At 63.7% G+C, this 15,506-nt stretch carries 13 protein-coding genes; 6 read left to right on the forward strand and 7 right to left on the reverse strand.

The features are described 5' to 3' along the window. The first annotated feature begins 3 nt into the window (after positions 1 to 3). Genes AC0L2B_RS05205 through AC0L2B_RS05220 form a run of 4 tightly spaced genes read left to right on the forward strand, consistent with a single transcriptional unit; the run spans position 4 to position 6,990 of the window. Entirely contained in the window at positions 4 to 2,457 is a 2,454-nt protein-coding gene (locus tag AC0L2B_RS05205; RefSeq protein ID WP_473744473.1) for a GcvT family protein, read from the forward strand. Continuing rightward, positions 2,454 to 3,353 carry a homocysteine S-methyltransferase family protein gene (locus AC0L2B_RS05210; protein WP_473744474.1) on the forward strand — a complete coding sequence of 300 codons (900 nt, stop codon included), beginning with the start codon at positions 2,454 to 2,456 and terminating at the stop codon, positions 3,351 to 3,353. The genes AC0L2B_RS05205 and AC0L2B_RS05210 overlap by 4 nt, the downstream gene beginning before the upstream one ends. Beyond that, complete coding sequence (locus AC0L2B_RS05215; RefSeq protein ID WP_473744475.1) at positions 3,353 to 4,534, forward strand: pyridoxal phosphate-dependent aminotransferase; 1,182 nt, start codon at positions 3,353 to 3,355, stop codon at positions 4,532 to 4,534. The genes AC0L2B_RS05210 and AC0L2B_RS05215 overlap by 1 nt, the downstream gene beginning before the upstream one ends. Continuing rightward, complete coding sequence (locus AC0L2B_RS05220) at positions 4,531 to 6,990, forward strand: GcvT family protein (RefSeq protein ID WP_473744476.1); 2,460 nt, start codon at positions 4,531 to 4,533, stop codon at positions 6,988 to 6,990. The genes AC0L2B_RS05215 and AC0L2B_RS05220 overlap by 4 nt, the downstream gene beginning before the upstream one ends. Positions 6,991 to 7,037: 47 nt before the next feature. On the opposite strand, the gene AC0L2B_RS05225 is transcribed toward AC0L2B_RS05220, so the two are convergent. The 7 genes from AC0L2B_RS05225 to AC0L2B_RS05255 form a co-directional block, all read right to left on the reverse strand. Next, positions 7,038 to 7,625, reverse strand: coding sequence for an NAD(P)H-dependent oxidoreductase (locus AC0L2B_RS05225; protein WP_473744477.1), 588 nt, complete (start codon positions 7,623 to 7,625; stop codon positions 7,038 to 7,040). Next, positions 7,625 to 8,206: an NAD(P)H-dependent oxidoreductase gene (locus AC0L2B_RS05230; RefSeq protein WP_473744509.1), complete on the reverse strand. Its 582-nt coding sequence runs from the start codon at positions 8,204 to 8,206 to the stop codon at positions 7,625 to 7,627. Before AC0L2B_RS05230 ends, AC0L2B_RS05225 begins: the two co-directional genes overlap by 1 nt. Positions 8,207 to 8,253: 47 nt before the next feature. Beyond that, positions 8,254 to 9,654, reverse strand: a complete 1,401-nt coding sequence (locus tag AC0L2B_RS05235) for an FAD-binding oxidoreductase (protein WP_473744478.1) — start codon at positions 9,652 to 9,654, stop codon at positions 8,254 to 8,256. Continuing rightward, positions 9,651 to 10,952 carry a cytosine deaminase gene (locus AC0L2B_RS05240; RefSeq protein WP_473744479.1) on the reverse strand — a complete coding sequence of 434 codons (1,302 nt, stop codon included), beginning with the start codon at positions 10,950 to 10,952 and terminating at the stop codon, positions 9,651 to 9,653. Before AC0L2B_RS05240 ends, AC0L2B_RS05235 begins: the two co-directional genes overlap by 4 nt. Positions 10,953 to 11,130: 178 nt before the next feature. Next, complete coding sequence (locus tag AC0L2B_RS05245; protein WP_473744480.1) at positions 11,131 to 11,982, reverse strand: ABC transporter permease; 852 nt, start codon at positions 11,980 to 11,982, stop codon at positions 11,131 to 11,133. Continuing rightward, positions 11,969 to 12,799: an ABC transporter ATP-binding protein gene (locus AC0L2B_RS05250; RefSeq protein WP_473744481.1), complete on the reverse strand. Its 831-nt coding sequence runs from the start codon at positions 12,797 to 12,799 to the stop codon at positions 11,969 to 11,971. The genes AC0L2B_RS05245 and AC0L2B_RS05250 overlap by 14 nt, the downstream gene beginning before the upstream one ends. A gap of 9 nt (positions 12,800 to 12,808) precedes the next feature. Beyond that, positions 12,809 to 13,813: an ABC transporter substrate-binding protein gene (locus tag AC0L2B_RS05255; RefSeq protein ID WP_473744482.1), complete on the reverse strand. Its 1,005-nt coding sequence runs from the start codon at positions 13,811 to 13,813 to the stop codon at positions 12,809 to 12,811. Positions 13,814 to 14,068: 255 nt separating this feature from the next. Between AC0L2B_RS05255 and AC0L2B_RS05260 the strand changes: the two genes are divergently transcribed. Together AC0L2B_RS05260 and AC0L2B_RS05265 are read left to right on the forward strand one after the other, a co-directional pair. Beyond that, positions 14,069 to 14,452: a RidA family protein gene (locus AC0L2B_RS05260; RefSeq protein WP_473744483.1), complete on the forward strand. Its 384-nt coding sequence runs from the start codon at positions 14,069 to 14,071 to the stop codon at positions 14,450 to 14,452. A gap of 212 nt (positions 14,453 to 14,664) precedes the next feature. Then, a complete protein-coding gene (locus tag AC0L2B_RS05265) occupies positions 14,665 to 15,468 on the forward strand; it encodes a creatininase family protein (RefSeq protein WP_473744484.1) in 804 nt (267 codons plus the stop codon). Positions 15,469 to 15,506: the final 38 nt, after the last annotated feature.

The following is a 15,506-nucleotide window of genomic DNA, read 5'->3' on the forward strand; positions in this document are numbered from 1 at the left end:
AGTATGGCCGGTTTGCCGACTACGGCACGTGTGGTGATCATCGGAGGCGGTGTCGTGGGTGCGTCGGCGCTCTACCATCTCGCCAAGGCGGGCTGGACCGACTGCGTGCTCCTCGAAAAGAACGAGCTCACCTCCGGCTCGACCTGGCATGCGGCCGGCAACGTGCCGACCTTCTCCTCGTCATGGTCGCTGATGAACATGCAGCGCTATTCGACCGAGCTCTATCGCGGGCTGGCCGACGCGGTCGGCTATCCCATGAACTATCATGTCACCGGCTCGCTCAGGCTGGCCCATACGGCAGAGCGCATGCAGGAGTTTCAGCGCGCCAAGGGCATGGGCCGCTACCAGGGCATGGACATCGATGTGGTCGGGCTCGACGAGATCAAGCGCCGCTACCCGTTCATCGAAACGCATGAATTGAAGGGCGCGCTCTACGATCCGAGCGACGGCGACATCGACCCGGCGCAGTTGACCCAGGCGCTGGCCAAGGGCGCCCGCGACCTGGGTGCGAAGATCATTCGCTTCTGTCCGGTCACCGGCGTGCGCCGCGACAAGGACGAGTGGGTGGTCGAGACCGCTCAGGGCGAGATCCGCTGCGAGATCGTCGTCAACGCCGCCGGCTACCGTGCGGCCGAAGTCGGCAGGATGTTCGGCCGCGACGTGCCGATGATGGTGATGAGCCATCAATATATCCTGTTCGAGGAAATCCCCGAACTGGCCGCGTGGTCGAAGGAGCAGGGCAAGAAACTGCCGCTGCTGCGCGACGTCGACACCTCCTATTATCTGCGCCAGGAAAAGAACGGCATGAATCTCGGTCCCTATGAGCGCAATTGCCGTGCCCATTGGGTCGGCCACAACGATCCGATGCCAGCCGATTTTTCGTTCCAGCTGTTCCCAGACGATCTCGACCGGCTCGAGGACTATCTGGCCGATGCCGTCGCCCGCGTGCCGATTCTCGGCACCGCCGGCCTGTCCAAGGTCATCAACGGCCCGATCCCCTACGCGCCGGACGGCAACCCGCTGATCGGCCCGATGCCCGGCCTGCCGAACGCCTTCGAGGCCTGCGTCTTCACCTTCGGCATCGCCCAGGGCGGCGGCGCCGGCAAGGTGCTGGCCGAATGGGTGACTGAGGGCCAGACCGAGTGGGACATGTGGTCCTGCGATCCGCGGCGCTTCACCAGCTTTGCCTCGGCCCCGGATTACTGCGTCGCCAAGGGCATGGAAATCTACGGCAACGAATATGCCATCCAGTTCCCGCGCCATGCCTGGCCAGCTGGGCGCGACCGCAAACTGTCGCCGATCCACGATCGCATCAAGGCGCTCGGCGCTTGCTTCGACGCCTACAATGGCTGGGAGCGCGCCACCTGGTACGCGCAAGCCGGCGACGATGTCTCGGAAGCCGCGACGCTGACCTTCCGCCGCGATGGGCCGTGGCAGCATCGCGTGCGCGAAGAATGCCTCGCCCTGCGCGATTCCGCCGGCGTTTTGGATCTGCCCGGTTTTTCCCGCTTCAATCTCGACGGTCCGGGCGCGGCCGACTGGCTGAACCAACAGATCACCGGGCTGGTGCCGAAACCCGGCCGCATCGGCCTCGTCTATTTCGCCGACGACAAGGGCCGCATCGTCACCGAAATGTCTGTCGTTCGCCACGACGAGAATTTGATGACGCTGATCACCGCCGCGGTGGCGCAATGGCACGATTTCGAATGGCTGAAATGGCGCATGCCGAAGGGCGCTTCGTTCAGGCTGGTCGACAGGACCGAGGAGTTCTCAACGCAGATCCTCGCCGGGCCCAATTCGCGAAAAATCCTCACCGAGGTCTGCGCCGCCGACCTTGCCCTGCCCTGGCTGACGCACCAGGAGACGACAATTGCCGGCCGTTGGGCAAGGCTGGTGCGTGTGTCCTTCGCCGGCGAACTCGGCTGGGAAATCCACACCAGGGTCGACGACACCGCCACCGTCTTCGACGCCGTCTGGGCGGCTGGGCAGAAGCACGGCCTGAAGCCGTTCGGCATGTACGCGCTGGATTCATTGCGGCTTGAAAAATCCTATCGCGCCTGGAAAGGCGACCTGTCGACCGACTATTCAATCCTGCAGGGTGGGCTGGAGCGTTTCGTGAAATGGGACAAGCCGGATTTCCGTGGCAAGGCGGCGCTGCAAAACGAGAAGCAGCAGGGCGTGAAGAAGCGCTTTGTCACGCTGGTCGTCGAAAACCCCGGCGACTGCGACGCGCCAACCATGTCGACGCTGTGGCATGACGGCCGGATCGTCGGCGAGACGACGTCCGGCGGCTGGGGTCATCGCATCGACAAGTCGATCGCGCTCGGCATGCTGCGCGCCGACCTGACTGAGCCGGGAACTGCGGTCGAGGTCGAGATCTTCGGCGAGCGCTTCAAGGCGGTCGTGCAGAAGGACGAACCGCTGTGGGATCCGAAAAACGAGAGGTTGCGCGCATGAATTCAGTCATTCTCACCGACGGCGGCATGGGCCAGGAACTGGTCCGCCGCAGCAAGTCCGAGCCGACGCCGCTATGGTCGGCCAGGGTGCTGATCGACGAACCGGATCTGGTGCGCGACCTGCATGCGGAATTCATCCGGGCCGGCGCCCGCGTCATCACCGTCAACACCTATTCCGCAACCCCCGAGCGGCTGGCGCGCGAGGGCGCGCAAGAGCTGTTCAAGCCGCTGCAGCAGCGCGGCATAGAACTGGCAAGGCAAGCGCGCGACGAGGCCGGCGACGCGGCAATCGCCGGCTGCCTGTCGCCGCTGTTCGGCAGCTACGCACCGGCCCTGACGATATCTTTCGAGGATACGCTCGACATCTACCGCCGCATCGTTGCCGAGCAGGCCGACGGCGTCGATCTGTTCCTGTGCGAGACCATGGCGTCGGCCGAGGAAGCGCGCGCGGCTGTCACTGCCGCGTCGGAAAGCGGCAAGCCGGTGTGGGTGTCGTGGACGCTCGCCGATCACGGCACACCACGGCTGCGCAGCGGCGAAACCATAGCGGCGGCAGCAAGAGCTCTCGACGGCCTGCCGGTCGCAGCCAGACTGATCAATTGCTGCCGGCCCGAAGCCATCGCTGCCGCGCTGCCCGAAATGATCGGCCTCGGCGGGCCAGTTGGCGCCTATGCCAACGGCTTCACCTCGGTCGAGGCGCTCAAGCATGGCGGCACGGTGGAAGTGCTGCACGCCCGCCACGACCTCGATCCGGATGCCTATGCCGACCAGGCGGTCGGCTGGGTCGAGGCCGGCGCCGATATCGTCGGCGGCTGCTGCGAGGTCGGGCCGGCCCATATCGCCGCCCTGCGCGACCGGCTCGAACAGGCCGGCTACGAACTTTCGGGAGTAGCATAATGCCCAGACCATCATCGCGCATTTCCGGCATCGTGCCTTCCGGCAAGGACGGCTGGGAGGTCCATATCGCCGCCTGGACCCGCAAGCATGCCGGCGAGGACATCATCATGCTGTCGGTCGGCGACCATGATTTCGACACGCCGACGCAGACGATCGAAGCCTGCGTGACCGCGGTTCGCGCCAGCAATCACCACTATACCCCGCTTCCCGGCATTCCGCGCCTGCGCCAGGCCATGGCGGCGGCCTCGACCGCCTGCACCGGCGTTGCGACCAACCCCGACCAGGTCATCGCCACGCCGGGCGGGCAGGCCGCGCTTTACGCGGCGGTGCAGGCCGTTCTCGACCAGGGCGACCATGCCATCGTGGTCGCGCCCTATTACGCGACCTACCCCAACACCTTCAGTGCAGCGGGCGCCGATTTCACCGTGGTCGAGACACCCGCCGATGATGGTTTCCAGCCGCGCGCCGCCGACATTCGCGCCGCACTTCGGCCGAACACCCGCGCCATCCTCATCAACACGCCGAACAATCCGACGGGTGCCGTCTATTCGCGCCAGCGACTGGAAGAGCTGGCGCAGATCTGCCGGGAGCATGACCTCTGGCTGCTGTCGGACGAGGTCTATTGGACGCTGGGCGGCGGCGAGCACGTCTCGCCGCGTTCGCTGCCCGGCATGGCGCAACGCACGCTGGTCATCAATTCCATGTCGAAGAGCCACGGCATGACCGGCTGGCGGATGGGCTGGCTGAGCGGGCCCGAACAGATGATCTCGCTGCTGACCAACCTCAATCTGGTGACCACCTACGGCCTGCCGGCCTTCATCAGCCTCGCTTGCGCCGAGGCGCTGGAAAACGGCTACGGCGTCAAGGAGATCGCCGAACGCTATGCCGCACGGCGCAGCGTCGTCCTCGATGCCATGCGCGGCATGAACAACGTCACCGTGCGCGGCTCCGAAGGCGGCATGTATGTCATGCTCGACATCTCGGCTCTCGAGCCGGACGACGAGAAATTCGCCTGGGCTCTGCTCGACAAGGAAAAGGTCGGTGTGATGCCCGGCTCGAGCTTCGGCGATGCCGCCGCCGGCCATATTCGCGTCAGCCTCTGCCAGCCCGAGGCGGTGCTTCTGGAAGCAACCCTTCGCTTGCGTCGCTTTGCTTCCAGCTATCGCCGTGAGGCCGCATGACCGTCCCGTCTCCCAAAACCATTCCTCCCAAGGCGAGGGCCGTCATCATCGGCGGCGGTGTTTCAGGCTGCTCGGTCGCCTATCATCTGGCCAAGCTCGGCTGGACCGACATCGTTCTTTTGGAACGCAAGCAGCTGACATCGGGCACGACATGGCATGCCGCCGGCCTGATCGGCCAGTTGCGCGGCTCGCAGAACATGACGCGGCTGGCGAAATATTCGGCCGACCTCTACGTCAAGCTGGAGGCCGAGACCGATGTCGGCACCGGCATGCGCCAGGTCGGTTCGATCACCGTGGCGCTGACCGAGGAACGCAAGCACGAGATTTATAGGCAAGCGTCGCTCGCCCGCGCGTTCGATATCGACGTGCGCGAGATTTCGCCAAACGAAGTCAGGCAGATGTACCCGCATCTTAATGTTTCCGATGTGGTCGGCGCCGTGCATCTGCCGCTCGACGGCCAATGCGACCCGGCCAATATCGCCATGGCGCTGGCCAAGGGCGCGCGCCAGCGCGGTGCGACGATCGTCGAGAATGTGAAGGTCACCAAGGTTCACACCAGGAATGGCCGCGTCACCGGCGTTTCCTGGGCGAAGGGCGACGAGCAAGGCATGATCGAGGCCGACATCGTCGTCAATTGCGCCGGCATGTGGGCACGCGAGCTTGGCGCCCAGAACGGCGTCAGCATCCCGCTGCATGCCTGCGAGCATTTTTATCTCGTCACCGAACCGATCCCCGGCCTGACCCGGCTGCCGGTGCTGCGCGTGCCGGACGAGTGCGCCTACTACAAGGAAGATGCCGGCAAGATGATGCTCGGCGCCTTCGAGCCGGTGGCCAAGCCGTGGGGCATGGACGGCATAAGCGAAGATTTCTGCTTCGACCAGTTGCCCGAGGATTTCGAACATTTCGAGCCGATCCTCGAAATGGGCGTCAACCGCATGCCGATGCTGGCCAGCGCCGGCATCCACACTTTCTTCAACGGCCCCGAGAGTTTTACGCCTGATGATCGCTATTATCTCGGCGAGGCGCCGGAGCTTTCCGGCTACTGGATGGCGACCGGCTACAACTCCATCGGCATCGTCTCCTCAGGCGGCGCCGGCATGGCGCTGGCGCAATGGATCAACGATGGCGAAGCACCCTTCGATCTGTGGGAGGTCGACATCCGCCGCGCCCAGCCGTTCCAGAAGAACCGCCGCTATCTCAGAGAGCGCGTCTCCGAGACGCTCGGCCTGCTCTATGCCGACCATTTTCCGTACCGGCAGATGGCGACCTCTCGGAACGTCAGGCGCTCCCCGCTCCATGAACATCTGAAGGCACGCGGCGCGGTGTTCGGCGAGGTTGCCGGCTGGGAGCGGGCCAACTGGTTCGCGCGTGAGGACCAGGAGCGCGAGTACCGCTATTCCTGGAAACGGCAGAACTGGTTCGACAACCAGCGCGACGAACATCTGGCGATCCGAAACGGCGTCGGCCTGTTCGACATGACTTCGTTCGGCAAGATCCGTGTCGAGGGCCGCGATGCCTGCGCCTTCCTGCAGAGGCTTTGCGCCAACGACATGGAGGTGGCGCCGGGCAAGATCGTCTACACCCAGATGCTCAACCAGCGCGGCGGCATCGAGAGCGATCTCACCGTCTCGCGGCTGTCTGAAACCGCGTTCTTCCTCGTCGTACCGGGCGCCACGCTGCAGCGTGATCTCGCCTGGCTGAAAAAGCATCTCGCCGATGAATTCGTCGTCATCACCGATGTCACCGCTGCCGAAGCCGTGCTCTGCCTGATGGGCCCGGATTCGAGGCAGCTCATTCAAAAGCTGAGCCCGAACGATTTCTCCAACGAAACCAATCCGTTCGGAACGTTTCAGGAGATTGAAATCGGCATGGGGCTGGCCCGCGCCCATCGCGTCACCTATGTCGGCGAGCTCGGCTGGGAGCTTTATGTCTCGACCGACCAGGCCGCACACGTGTTTGAGGCGATCGCTGAGGCCGGCGCCGATGTCGGCCTAAAACTTTGCGGCCTGCACACGCTGGATTCCTGCCGCATCGAAAAGGCCTTCCGGCATTTCGGCCACGACATCACCGACGAGGACAATGTGCTGGAGGCAGGCCTTGGATTCGCAGTGAAGACTGCCAAGGGCGATTTTCTTGGCCGCGATGCCGTGCTGAGGAAGAAGGAAACCGGATTGAACCGGCGGCTGGTGCAATTCCGCCTGAAAGACACGCAACCCTTGCTCTTCCACAACGAAGCGATCCTGCGCGACGGCAAGATTGTCGGCCCGGTCACCTCGGGCAATTACGGCCATCATCTCGGCGGCGCCGTCGGCCTCGGCTACGTGCCTTGCCAAGGCGAGAGCGAGGCGGATGTGCTGTCGTCTTCCTACGAGATCGAGGTCGCCGGCGAGCGCTTCGCCGCGGAAGTGTCGCTGAAGCCGATGTATGATCCGAAAGCGGAACGGGTGCGGATGTAGGGCGCCCTTCCCTTCTCCCCTTGTGGGAGAAGGAGATCTCCGCCTGCTCAAAACCGCTCCAGCTTCGTTCGCACTTTCTCCAGAAACGCCGCCCTCGTCTTCGGTGTCGACGCATCCATCAAATAGTGCGCCAGAAAGAACGTCCTGCAGCGGGTGGCGCAGAGCGCCCGCATGCCGCGCAGGATTGTCTTGCGTCCCGGCTGGCCGACGACGACGCTCCACCAGGTCGGTGCGCCGCAGGTCGTGATCACCCCGATCTTCGTCACATGCCTCACCAGTGACTGGATCCGTCCCTTGCCGGCCGGCAGTCGGAAGGCGACGTCGGTCGCCCAGACCCGGTCGAGCCAGCCCTTCAGCATCGCCGGCAGCCCGTACCACCATGTCGGATAGATGAAGAGGATTGCCTGGGCCCAGTTGAGATTTTCGATATGCGGCTTGAGCGCCGGATCCTGCGGGGCGTGCTCGTTATAGAAGCGTCGCTCGTCGCAGCCCATGACCGGATCGAAATTTTCCGCATAGAGGTCGAGCAGCCGCACCTCCCAGCCTCTCGCCTCCAGCACCTCGATGGCACTATCCCGGATCGCGGCGCAAAAGCTTTCCGGGACCGGATGGCAATAAACCACCAGGACCCGCATCAGAAGGCATCCATGCTGGCGGCGACTTTCGCCGTAAATCTCTTCCGCGTCTCATCGGTCGACAGGTTCATCGAATAATGCGCGAGATAGGACACCGAGGCGCCTGGCTCGACGGTGGCGCGCAACACGCGCTTGACCAGCTTGCGCGGCGGGTCGCCCATCAGCATGGCGTGGAGCCGGCTGCCACCATAGGTGGTGACCGCCGCCAGCTTGCGGATGTTGTGCAGCGAAGGCTGCACCTTGGCATTGACCAGCTTGAACGAGATGCCGGGCAGGAAGACGCGGTCGAAAAAGCCTTTCAGGATCGCCGGATAGCCGTAGTTCCACACCGGAAACGACAGCACCAGCGCCTCTGCCCTCAGCAGGCGCTCGACATAGGGCGCTGCCGGATCACCGGCGCCGCGCTCGTCGTGATAACCGAGCCGCTCGGCCCGTGTCAGCCGCGGGTCGAAATCCTCGGCATAGAGATCGCAATCGTCGACGGCGTGGCCGGCGGCCGTCAGCCGCTCGACGATCGTCCGGTGCAGACCGGCGTTGAAGCTGGTTTCGACCGGGTGGGCGTAGAGCACGAGGATGTTCACCGAAGTCCTCGCAGGTCGGCGCGACAGCGCCACACGCTCGTCATCGTTCACCCCGCCTTCTGCAATCCCTTGAACAGGAACGACTTGCCCGAGCGAAAGTCGTAGTCAGGGTTTTCCCAGGCGATCATCTTGCCGGGATTGAGCAGCCCTTGCGGATCGGTTTCGCGCTTGAAGGCGAGCTGCACCTCATCCGTCTGCTTCATGCCGCCCTCTTCCAGCGTGTAGCGGTGCGGATTGAAGACCCAGCAGCCATTGTCTTCATGGATGCGGATGATCTCGTCGAGCCGCTCGGCCGTGGTGAAGCGGACCAGCGGCAGTCCAGCGACGCCGATCGCGCCGTCGAAGCGGATGAATTCGAGATGAACCGGCACCTCGTCGCCGAAGCGGTCGATCATCGCCTTGACGTAAGCGAGGTGATCCGGCGAGGGATAGCGGGTCTGCAGATAGGTAATATCAGGGTCGACCCTGATGGCGCGCAGCGTCGTGTGGTTCCAGGTCAGCTCATAGGCCGGCGGCAAGCCCTTGAGATCGGCCTCCTTGTCGGCGCGGAAGACGATCTCGCCCTTGCTGCGCGCCGTGAGGGCGACAAAGGCGTCCATCGCCTGCGGGGCGATCATGCAGACGACGATGCTTTGCTCGCGCCGGAAGAATTTCTGGTGCCGCTTGAAATAGTCGTAAGGGATCGGCGCGGCGATCGGCGTGATCAGCTTCGCCAGGATGCCGTCCTGAATGGCGAGATCGTTGCCGAAGCCGGCCGCATCCATGAAATCGTCGAAGCCGACGATGACGTCGATCCAGTCGTAGGAAGCGGTCAACGGCATCTCGACCTCGGTGATGATGCCGTTGGTGCCGTAGGCATGCATCACCTTCAGCACCTCCTCACCGGCAAGATCCATGATGCGAGGCTCCGCCTCCATCGTCACGGTCCTGAGCCGGATGACGTTGCCGAGGTCGCGCAGCCCGCCCCAGCGGATCGAGCCGATGCCGCCCGAGCCGCCGGCGACGAAGCCGCCGATCGAAGCGGTGTTATAGGTCGATGGCGACATCCGAAGCTCCTGGCCGGAATGGGCGCGCGCCGCCCTGTCGATGTCGGCGAGGATGGCACCGGGACCGGTCACGACGCGGCCGGGCGCGATCGCCTTGATTGCGTTCATCTCGGCGAGATTGAGCACCACGCCGCCGGACAAGGGCATCGCCTGACCGTAATTGCCGGTGCCACTGCCGCGCGGCGTCACCGGAATGCCATGCCGGTGGCACGCGGCAAGCACGCGGATCACCTCGACTTCGGTCTTTGGCGTCACGATCAGGTCGCCGGTGACATGGTCGAGCTGTTGCTTGAGCACCGGGCTGTACCAGTAGAAATCGCGGCTCTTCTGCTGGATGATCGCCGGATGGTCGTCGATCTTCAGACCGTCGAGGTCGCGCTTCAGTGCCGAAATGTCCATCATTTCTCCATCAGATCGTCGAGTTCGGCATAGTCGGGCAATTGGCGCTCGATGGCGCGACCATCCCGCACCACGATGCGATCCGATTCGGGTCGCGACAGCAATTCCGTCCAGTTCCGCCCCCTGAAGACGACGAAGTCGGCGCCACCGCCGGCGGCAAGGGTGCCGAAACCGTCGAGCCGCATCACCCTGGCCGGCGTCGAAGTCACCGCTTGCGGCCAGTCGCCGACCGGGTGATCGAAATGCAGGGTACGCGTCGCCATGCGATAGACCTCCAGCATGTCGAGATCGCCATAGGCGTAGAACGGATCGCGGGTGTTGTCGGAGGCGACGGCGACGGGAATGCCGCGCGCCTTCATCTCGTGCAGCAGCGTCACGCCGCGCCAGCGCGGCGTGGTCTGGTCGCCGCGCCGGTCCTGCAGATAGAGGTTGCACATCGGCAGCGACACCACGGCAAGCCCCGCCTTCGCCATCTTGTCCAGCGTGTCGAGCACGTCGAGATCGGGCTGGCGTGCCAGCGAGCAGCAGTGGCCGACGAGGATGTTTCCCTCAAACCCGTTCCACAGCGCCGCCTCGGCGATTTTCTTCAGCGAGATCGCCGAGATGTCGTCGGTCTCGTCGGCATGGAAATCGAGGTCGAGGCCATGCTTGATCGCCTGCGCGAAAACTCGATCGAGAAGCTCTTCCAGGTCCGGCAGCATATAGGTGACGATGCCAAGCACGCCGTTGGCCGCAGCGACGCGTTTGGCCAGGCTTTCGAACCATTTCTTGTCTCGCACGCCTTCGATGCCGAGCAGGCAAGCGGCCTGCAGCTCAATGCGGCCACGCCATTTCTCCCGTACCGTCTCGAACACCGGCCAGGATATCTCCTCCTGCGGTGCGACGCTATCGAGGTGGGTGCGCAAAGCCCTTGTGCCGTGCGCGTAGGCGCAACGCAGCGAAAAATCCATGCGGCGAGCGACGTCCTCGGCGCTCCAGCGGGCAGCACGGTCGGCGCCGGTGGCGTTCAGCGCACCCATGAAGGTGCCGTCCGGATTGGGTTTTCGAGGCCAGATATGGCCTTTGTCGATATGGGTGTGGCAGTCGACGAAGCACGGCATGACGATACGGCCGCCGAGGTCGACGGCGCCTGCGGGTGAATTGGACTGGCGATTCGCGACGATGCTGGAGATTTTGCCGTCGGCAACAGCGATGTCGGCGAGTGCAAAGCCATCGCTGTCATAGACAGCGGAGAGTCTCGGCGTAAGTGATGCGTGAAGCCGGGCGTTGGTGAGATGATAAGGACCAGAGGCTGATATCAAGCCGCACCCCCCTCTGGCCTGCCGGCCATCTCCCCCTCAAGGGGGGAGATTGGCAGCTTTGCCCATGGCGCTCGTCTTGCAACGTTGGTTATTGGCGAAATCCTAGATGACGTCCGATCTCCCCCCTTGAGGGGGAGATGGCCGGCAGGCCAGAGGGGGGTGCCTTCCTCCAACACCATCATCGCTCCTGCTTCAGCGCACTCTCGTGCCAGCGTCGCAGGATCAGGTGCGAGATCAGCGACAGCACCAGGAAAATCAAAATGCCGGTGAACGAGATCAGGATCAGCGCCGCGAACAGCCGCGGTGCGTTGAGCCGGTAACCGGCCTCGATGATGCGCGAGGCCAGCCCCGACGACTGCCCGGTGGCCCCGGCGACGAACTCCGCCACCACCGCGCCGATCAGCGACAGGCCGCCGGCGATCTTCAGCCCGCCGAGGAAATACGGCATCGCCGCCGGCAGGCGCAGATAGCGCAATTGCTGCCAGCGGGTTGCGCCGTTGAGCTTGAACATGTCGCGCAGGTTGCGGTCGACGGAGTTGAGGCCGAGCGTCGTGTTGGACAGGATCGGGAAGAAGGCGACGATCCAGGCACACAGCAGAAGCTTGGTCGTCTGGTTGTCGACATAGATGTTGATCAGCGGGAAGATCGCGACGATCGGCGTCACCTGCAGCACGATGGCAAACGGGAAGAACGACATCTCCACCCATTTCGATTGCGTAAACAGCACCGCCAGCCCGACACCGCCGATGACCGCCAGAAGCAGGCTGAGGAAGGTAATCCTGAGCGTCACCAGCAGCGAGGAGAACAGCAGCCCGGCATCGTCGAACAGCGTTTGCAGCACCACAGCGGGGCGCGGCAGGATATATTTCGGGATGTCGTTCCAGACGCAGATGCGATCCCACAGCCAGATCGCCAGGACCATGATCGCCAGCGGCAGCAGCCAGCGGCCGATCCGCTCGAGCCGCTCCTGGCGCACGCGACGCGCCTCCTCTGGATCCAGGGTTACGGCAGTATGATTAATGGCCGTCATGATGCGGTCCGGCGGTTGAGTTGATGGCGCCGATCAGCACATCGGACGCCTGGCGGCAGAGCGCGGCATAGGCGGGCGAGGTGCGGAAGGCTTCGTTGCGCGGATAGGACGCATCGATGGCGAGTTCTTTGAAGACCCTACCCGGCCGCGCCGCCATGACGACGACGCGGCTGGAGAGGAAAACACTTTCGAAAACGCTGTGGGTGACGAAGACGACGGTAAAACGCTCGTCCTGCCACAGTTCCAGAAGATCGTTGTTGAGCTTGAAGCGGGTGATCTCGTCCAATGCCGCAAATGGCTCGTCCATCAAAAGCACGCGCGGCTTGGCCACCATGGCGCGGGCGATCGAGACGCGCATCTTCATGCCGCCGGACAATTCGCGCGGCACGGCTTTCTCGAAACCGGTCAGATGAACCCGCGCCAGCATCTCCATCACGACAGGCGCAGCCTTGGCCCGCGACACGCCCTTCAGCCTGAGCGGCAGCCAGACATTGTCGAAGACGTCGGCCCACGGCAGCAGCGTCGGTTCCTGGAAGACGAAGCCGATGTCAGAGCGATCGGCAGCGCTGCTGCCGCGCCAGTCGAGCAGGCCGGAGGTCGGCGTTGCAAGACCGGCGATGAGGCGCAAGGCCGTTGACTTGCCACAGCCGGACGGGCCGAGAAGGCTGAGGAAGTCGCCTTCCCGGATCGTCAGGTCGACGTCGCTGAGCGCTGTCACGCCGTTGGAAAAGACTTTGCCGACGCCACGCAGCGCCAGCAGCATCGGACCTTTGCCCGATGCGCTTGCCGGCGTTTGCGCCACTTTCTCCTGCATCATGCCCGGGTGCTATTTCTTCAGGTCGATCCCGACGCCCTTGTTGACGAAGTCCAGCGTGTAGGACTTTTTGATGTCGACGTCGGCCGGCACGACCTTGGCCTTGACCATCTTGTCGTAGAAGCTCTGGATGCGCGCGTCGGTCATCGCGCCGATGCCGAGTTTTTCCGTATCGCCGGAATCGACGATGCCGAATTTCTTCATCTGCTCGATCGAGAACGCGATCTGCTCGTCGCTGATGTCGGGGTTGTCCGTCTTGATCGCCGCGTTGGCGGCAGCGTTGTCGCCGTAGAGATAGTTGTACCAGCCCTTGGCCGAGCCATCGACGAAGCACTGAACCACCTCCGGCCGCTTGTCGATCGTCGCCTGCATGGTCTCGATCGTCGTCGCATAGGTGTCGAAGCCGTAGTCGGCGAGCAGGAACAGATTGGGCTGGAAGCCGCCTTCCTTGGCGACGGCGAAGGGCTCCGAGGTCACGTAACCCTGCTGGATCGACTTCGGATTGGCGATGAAAGGTGCTGGGTTGAACGTATACGGCACGCGCTTGGCCGGATCGAAGCCGAACTCCGTGATCATCCACTGGAAGTAGCTCTGTGCACCTTCGTCGCCGATAATGTATTGGTCCGCGTTCTTCAGATCCTCCCATCTGTCGAGCCCCTGACCCGGATGGCTCATGATCACCTGCGGCTCTTTCTGGAACGAGGCGGCGACGACGCGCAGCGGAATCTCCTGCTGCACGGCGTCGAAGGCCTGCAGCATGTTGCCGCCCATGTAGAAGTCGATCTTGCCGGCAAGCAGCAGCGGCCGGCCGCTGACCTGCGGGCCACCTTGCATGATCGTCACGTCGAGCCCGCACGCGGCATAGGTGCCATCAGCGACCGCCTGATAATAGCCACCGTGCTCGGCCTGGGCGAGCCAGTTGGTGCCGAAGGTGATCTTCTCGTTTGCTGCCGCGCTCAGCGTGCTTGCTACAAGCAGCACGATCGCGCCAGCCGAAATCTTGAGTTTTCCGTCCATCCACACCACCCTCAGTTGGCTCCGGCGCGCCGCGCGCCGGGCTCGACACCATCGATCGAAGAAGCAAGACACATGCCATCGCCCGGACCGCCCGCCTTGCGCAACAGTGGCGCGCGAAAGCCGGACCGGTCATGCCGTACCGGGGGCATCGTGCCTATTTTTTGAACGCCTGTCCACAATCGCCCTGATAGTATGCACTGCATCTTGAGGGCTCGCCTGATCCGGCTTTACGCTGGCAGCAGACTGGAGATTTTCATGTTCAAGTTCCTGACGCCGAAGTCGATCAAGCCGCCCTTTGCCCGCTACAGCCATGGCGTCGAGGTGCCTCCCGGCAAGCGGCTGGTGCTGTGTTCTGGCCAGGTCGCCATCACTGTGGACGATCAGATCCCGCAGGATGCCGGCGCGCAGGCCGAGCTCTGTTTTCAAAGCATCGCAGCGATTCTCGGCGACGCCGGGCTTGGACTTTCCGACATCGTGCGCATCAACGCCTATGTCACCGATCGCGCCCACCTGAAACCCTATATGGACGTTCGCGATCGCCTGTTCACCAGCCCGGCGCCGGCTTCGACGCTGATGATCGTGTCCGGTTTCGCGCGGCCGGAGTTCAAGGTTGAGATCGAGGTCGTCGCGGCAGGGTGAGGAGCCGGCTGGAATCGACAGGCCGTTGATCTCCAGTTACACGACAAAGGCTGGTGCTGCCCCTCATCCGCCTGCCGGCACCTTCTCCCCGTATAGTGACGGGGAGAAGGGAAGCGCTCCAACGCTGGCGACCCCCTCTCCCCGTCTCTATGCGGGGAGAGGGTAAGGGTGAGGGGCAGCGCCAACGCCGCCAGTTTGCTCGAGGTTTCAAAATGACCGTTGCAACGAAACGCGTGTGGTGGGGCGACTACCGGACCACCGAGTACGCCACCATCGACCCGGAGGCGACGATCGCCGTTCTGCCGGTGGCGGCGATCGAACAGCACGGGCCGCATCTGCCGGTCTCGACTGACAGCTCGATCATGAACGGCATGCTCGAAACGGTGATCGCGCGCCTGCCCGGCGATCTCGACATCCGCATCCTGCCGGTCCAGGCGGTGGGCAAGTCGAACGAGCACCTGCATGCGCCGGGAACCCTTACATTGCCGGCGGCGACCTTGATCGAGGCCTGGACCGAGCTCGGCCTGTCGATCGCCCGGGCCGGGTTAAGGAAGCTGATCGTCGTCAACTCGCATGGCGGCAATGAGGAGATCATGGGCATCATCACCCGCGAACTGCGCGTGCGGGCAAAGATGCTGGCGGTGAAGACGAGCTGGCAGCGCTTTGGCCGACCGGCCGGCATGTATACCGAGCTTGAGGACCGCCACGGCATCCATGGCGGCGATGTCGAGACCTCGCTGATGCTGCATTTCCGGCCGGATCTGGTCGACATGGCAAAGGCCGACAATTTCGTGTCCAACGTCGCCCGCGCCGAAAAGCAATTTTCGCTGCTGCGCCACACCGGAACGCACGCCTTCGCCTGGATCGCCACCGATCTCAACCCGAACGGCGTGGTCGGCGACGCCAGCATTGCAACGGCCGAAAAGGGCCGGCTGACCGCCAACCATCAAGCCGACGGTTTCATCAGCCTGTTGAAGGACGTCCGCAAGGCCAAGCTTGCAGATTGGCTGGCCTAGGAGGCTTTTCGCCAGCGCCGACGTCGCCAATACCTGCA

The organism is Mesorhizobium sp. WSM4815, from assembly GCF_055811575.1.

Excerpts from the sequence above, each read along its gene's own strand:
- AC0L2B_RS05205 (WP_473744473.1), top strand. The coding sequence starts at position 4 with ATGGCCGGTTTGCCGACTACGGCACGTGTGGTGATCATCGGAGGCGGT.
- AC0L2B_RS05210 (WP_473744474.1), top strand. The coding sequence starts at position 2,454 with ATGAATTCAGTCATTCTCACCGACGGCGGCATGGGCCAGGAACTGGTC.
- AC0L2B_RS05215 (WP_473744475.1), top strand. The coding sequence starts at position 3,353 with ATGCCCAGACCATCATCGCGCATTTCCGGCATCGTGCCTTCCGGCAAG.
- AC0L2B_RS05220 (WP_473744476.1), top strand. The coding sequence starts at position 4,531 with ATGACCGTCCCGTCTCCCAAAACCATTCCTCCCAAGGCGAGGGCCGTC.
- AC0L2B_RS05225 (WP_473744477.1), bottom strand. The coding sequence starts at position 7,625 with ATGCGGGTCCTGGTGGTTTATTGCCATCCGGTCCCGGAAAGCTTTTGC.
- AC0L2B_RS05235 (WP_473744478.1), bottom strand. The coding sequence starts at position 9,654 with ATGATGGACATTTCGGCACTGAAGCGCGACCTCGACGGTCTGAAGATC.
- AC0L2B_RS05245 (WP_473744480.1), bottom strand. The coding sequence starts at position 11,982 with ATGACGGCCATTAATCATACTGCCGTAACCCTGGATCCAGAGGAGGCG.
- AC0L2B_RS05250 (WP_473744481.1), bottom strand. The coding sequence starts at position 12,799 with ATGATGCAGGAGAAAGTGGCGCAAACGCCGGCAAGCGCATCGGGCAAA.
- AC0L2B_RS05255 (WP_473744482.1), bottom strand. The coding sequence starts at position 13,813 with ATGGACGGAAAACTCAAGATTTCGGCTGGCGCGATCGTGCTGCTTGTA.
- AC0L2B_RS05260 (WP_473744483.1), top strand. The coding sequence starts at position 14,069 with ATGTTCAAGTTCCTGACGCCGAAGTCGATCAAGCCGCCCTTTGCCCGC.
- AC0L2B_RS05265 (WP_473744484.1), top strand. The coding sequence starts at position 14,665 with ATGACCGTTGCAACGAAACGCGTGTGGTGGGGCGACTACCGGACCACC.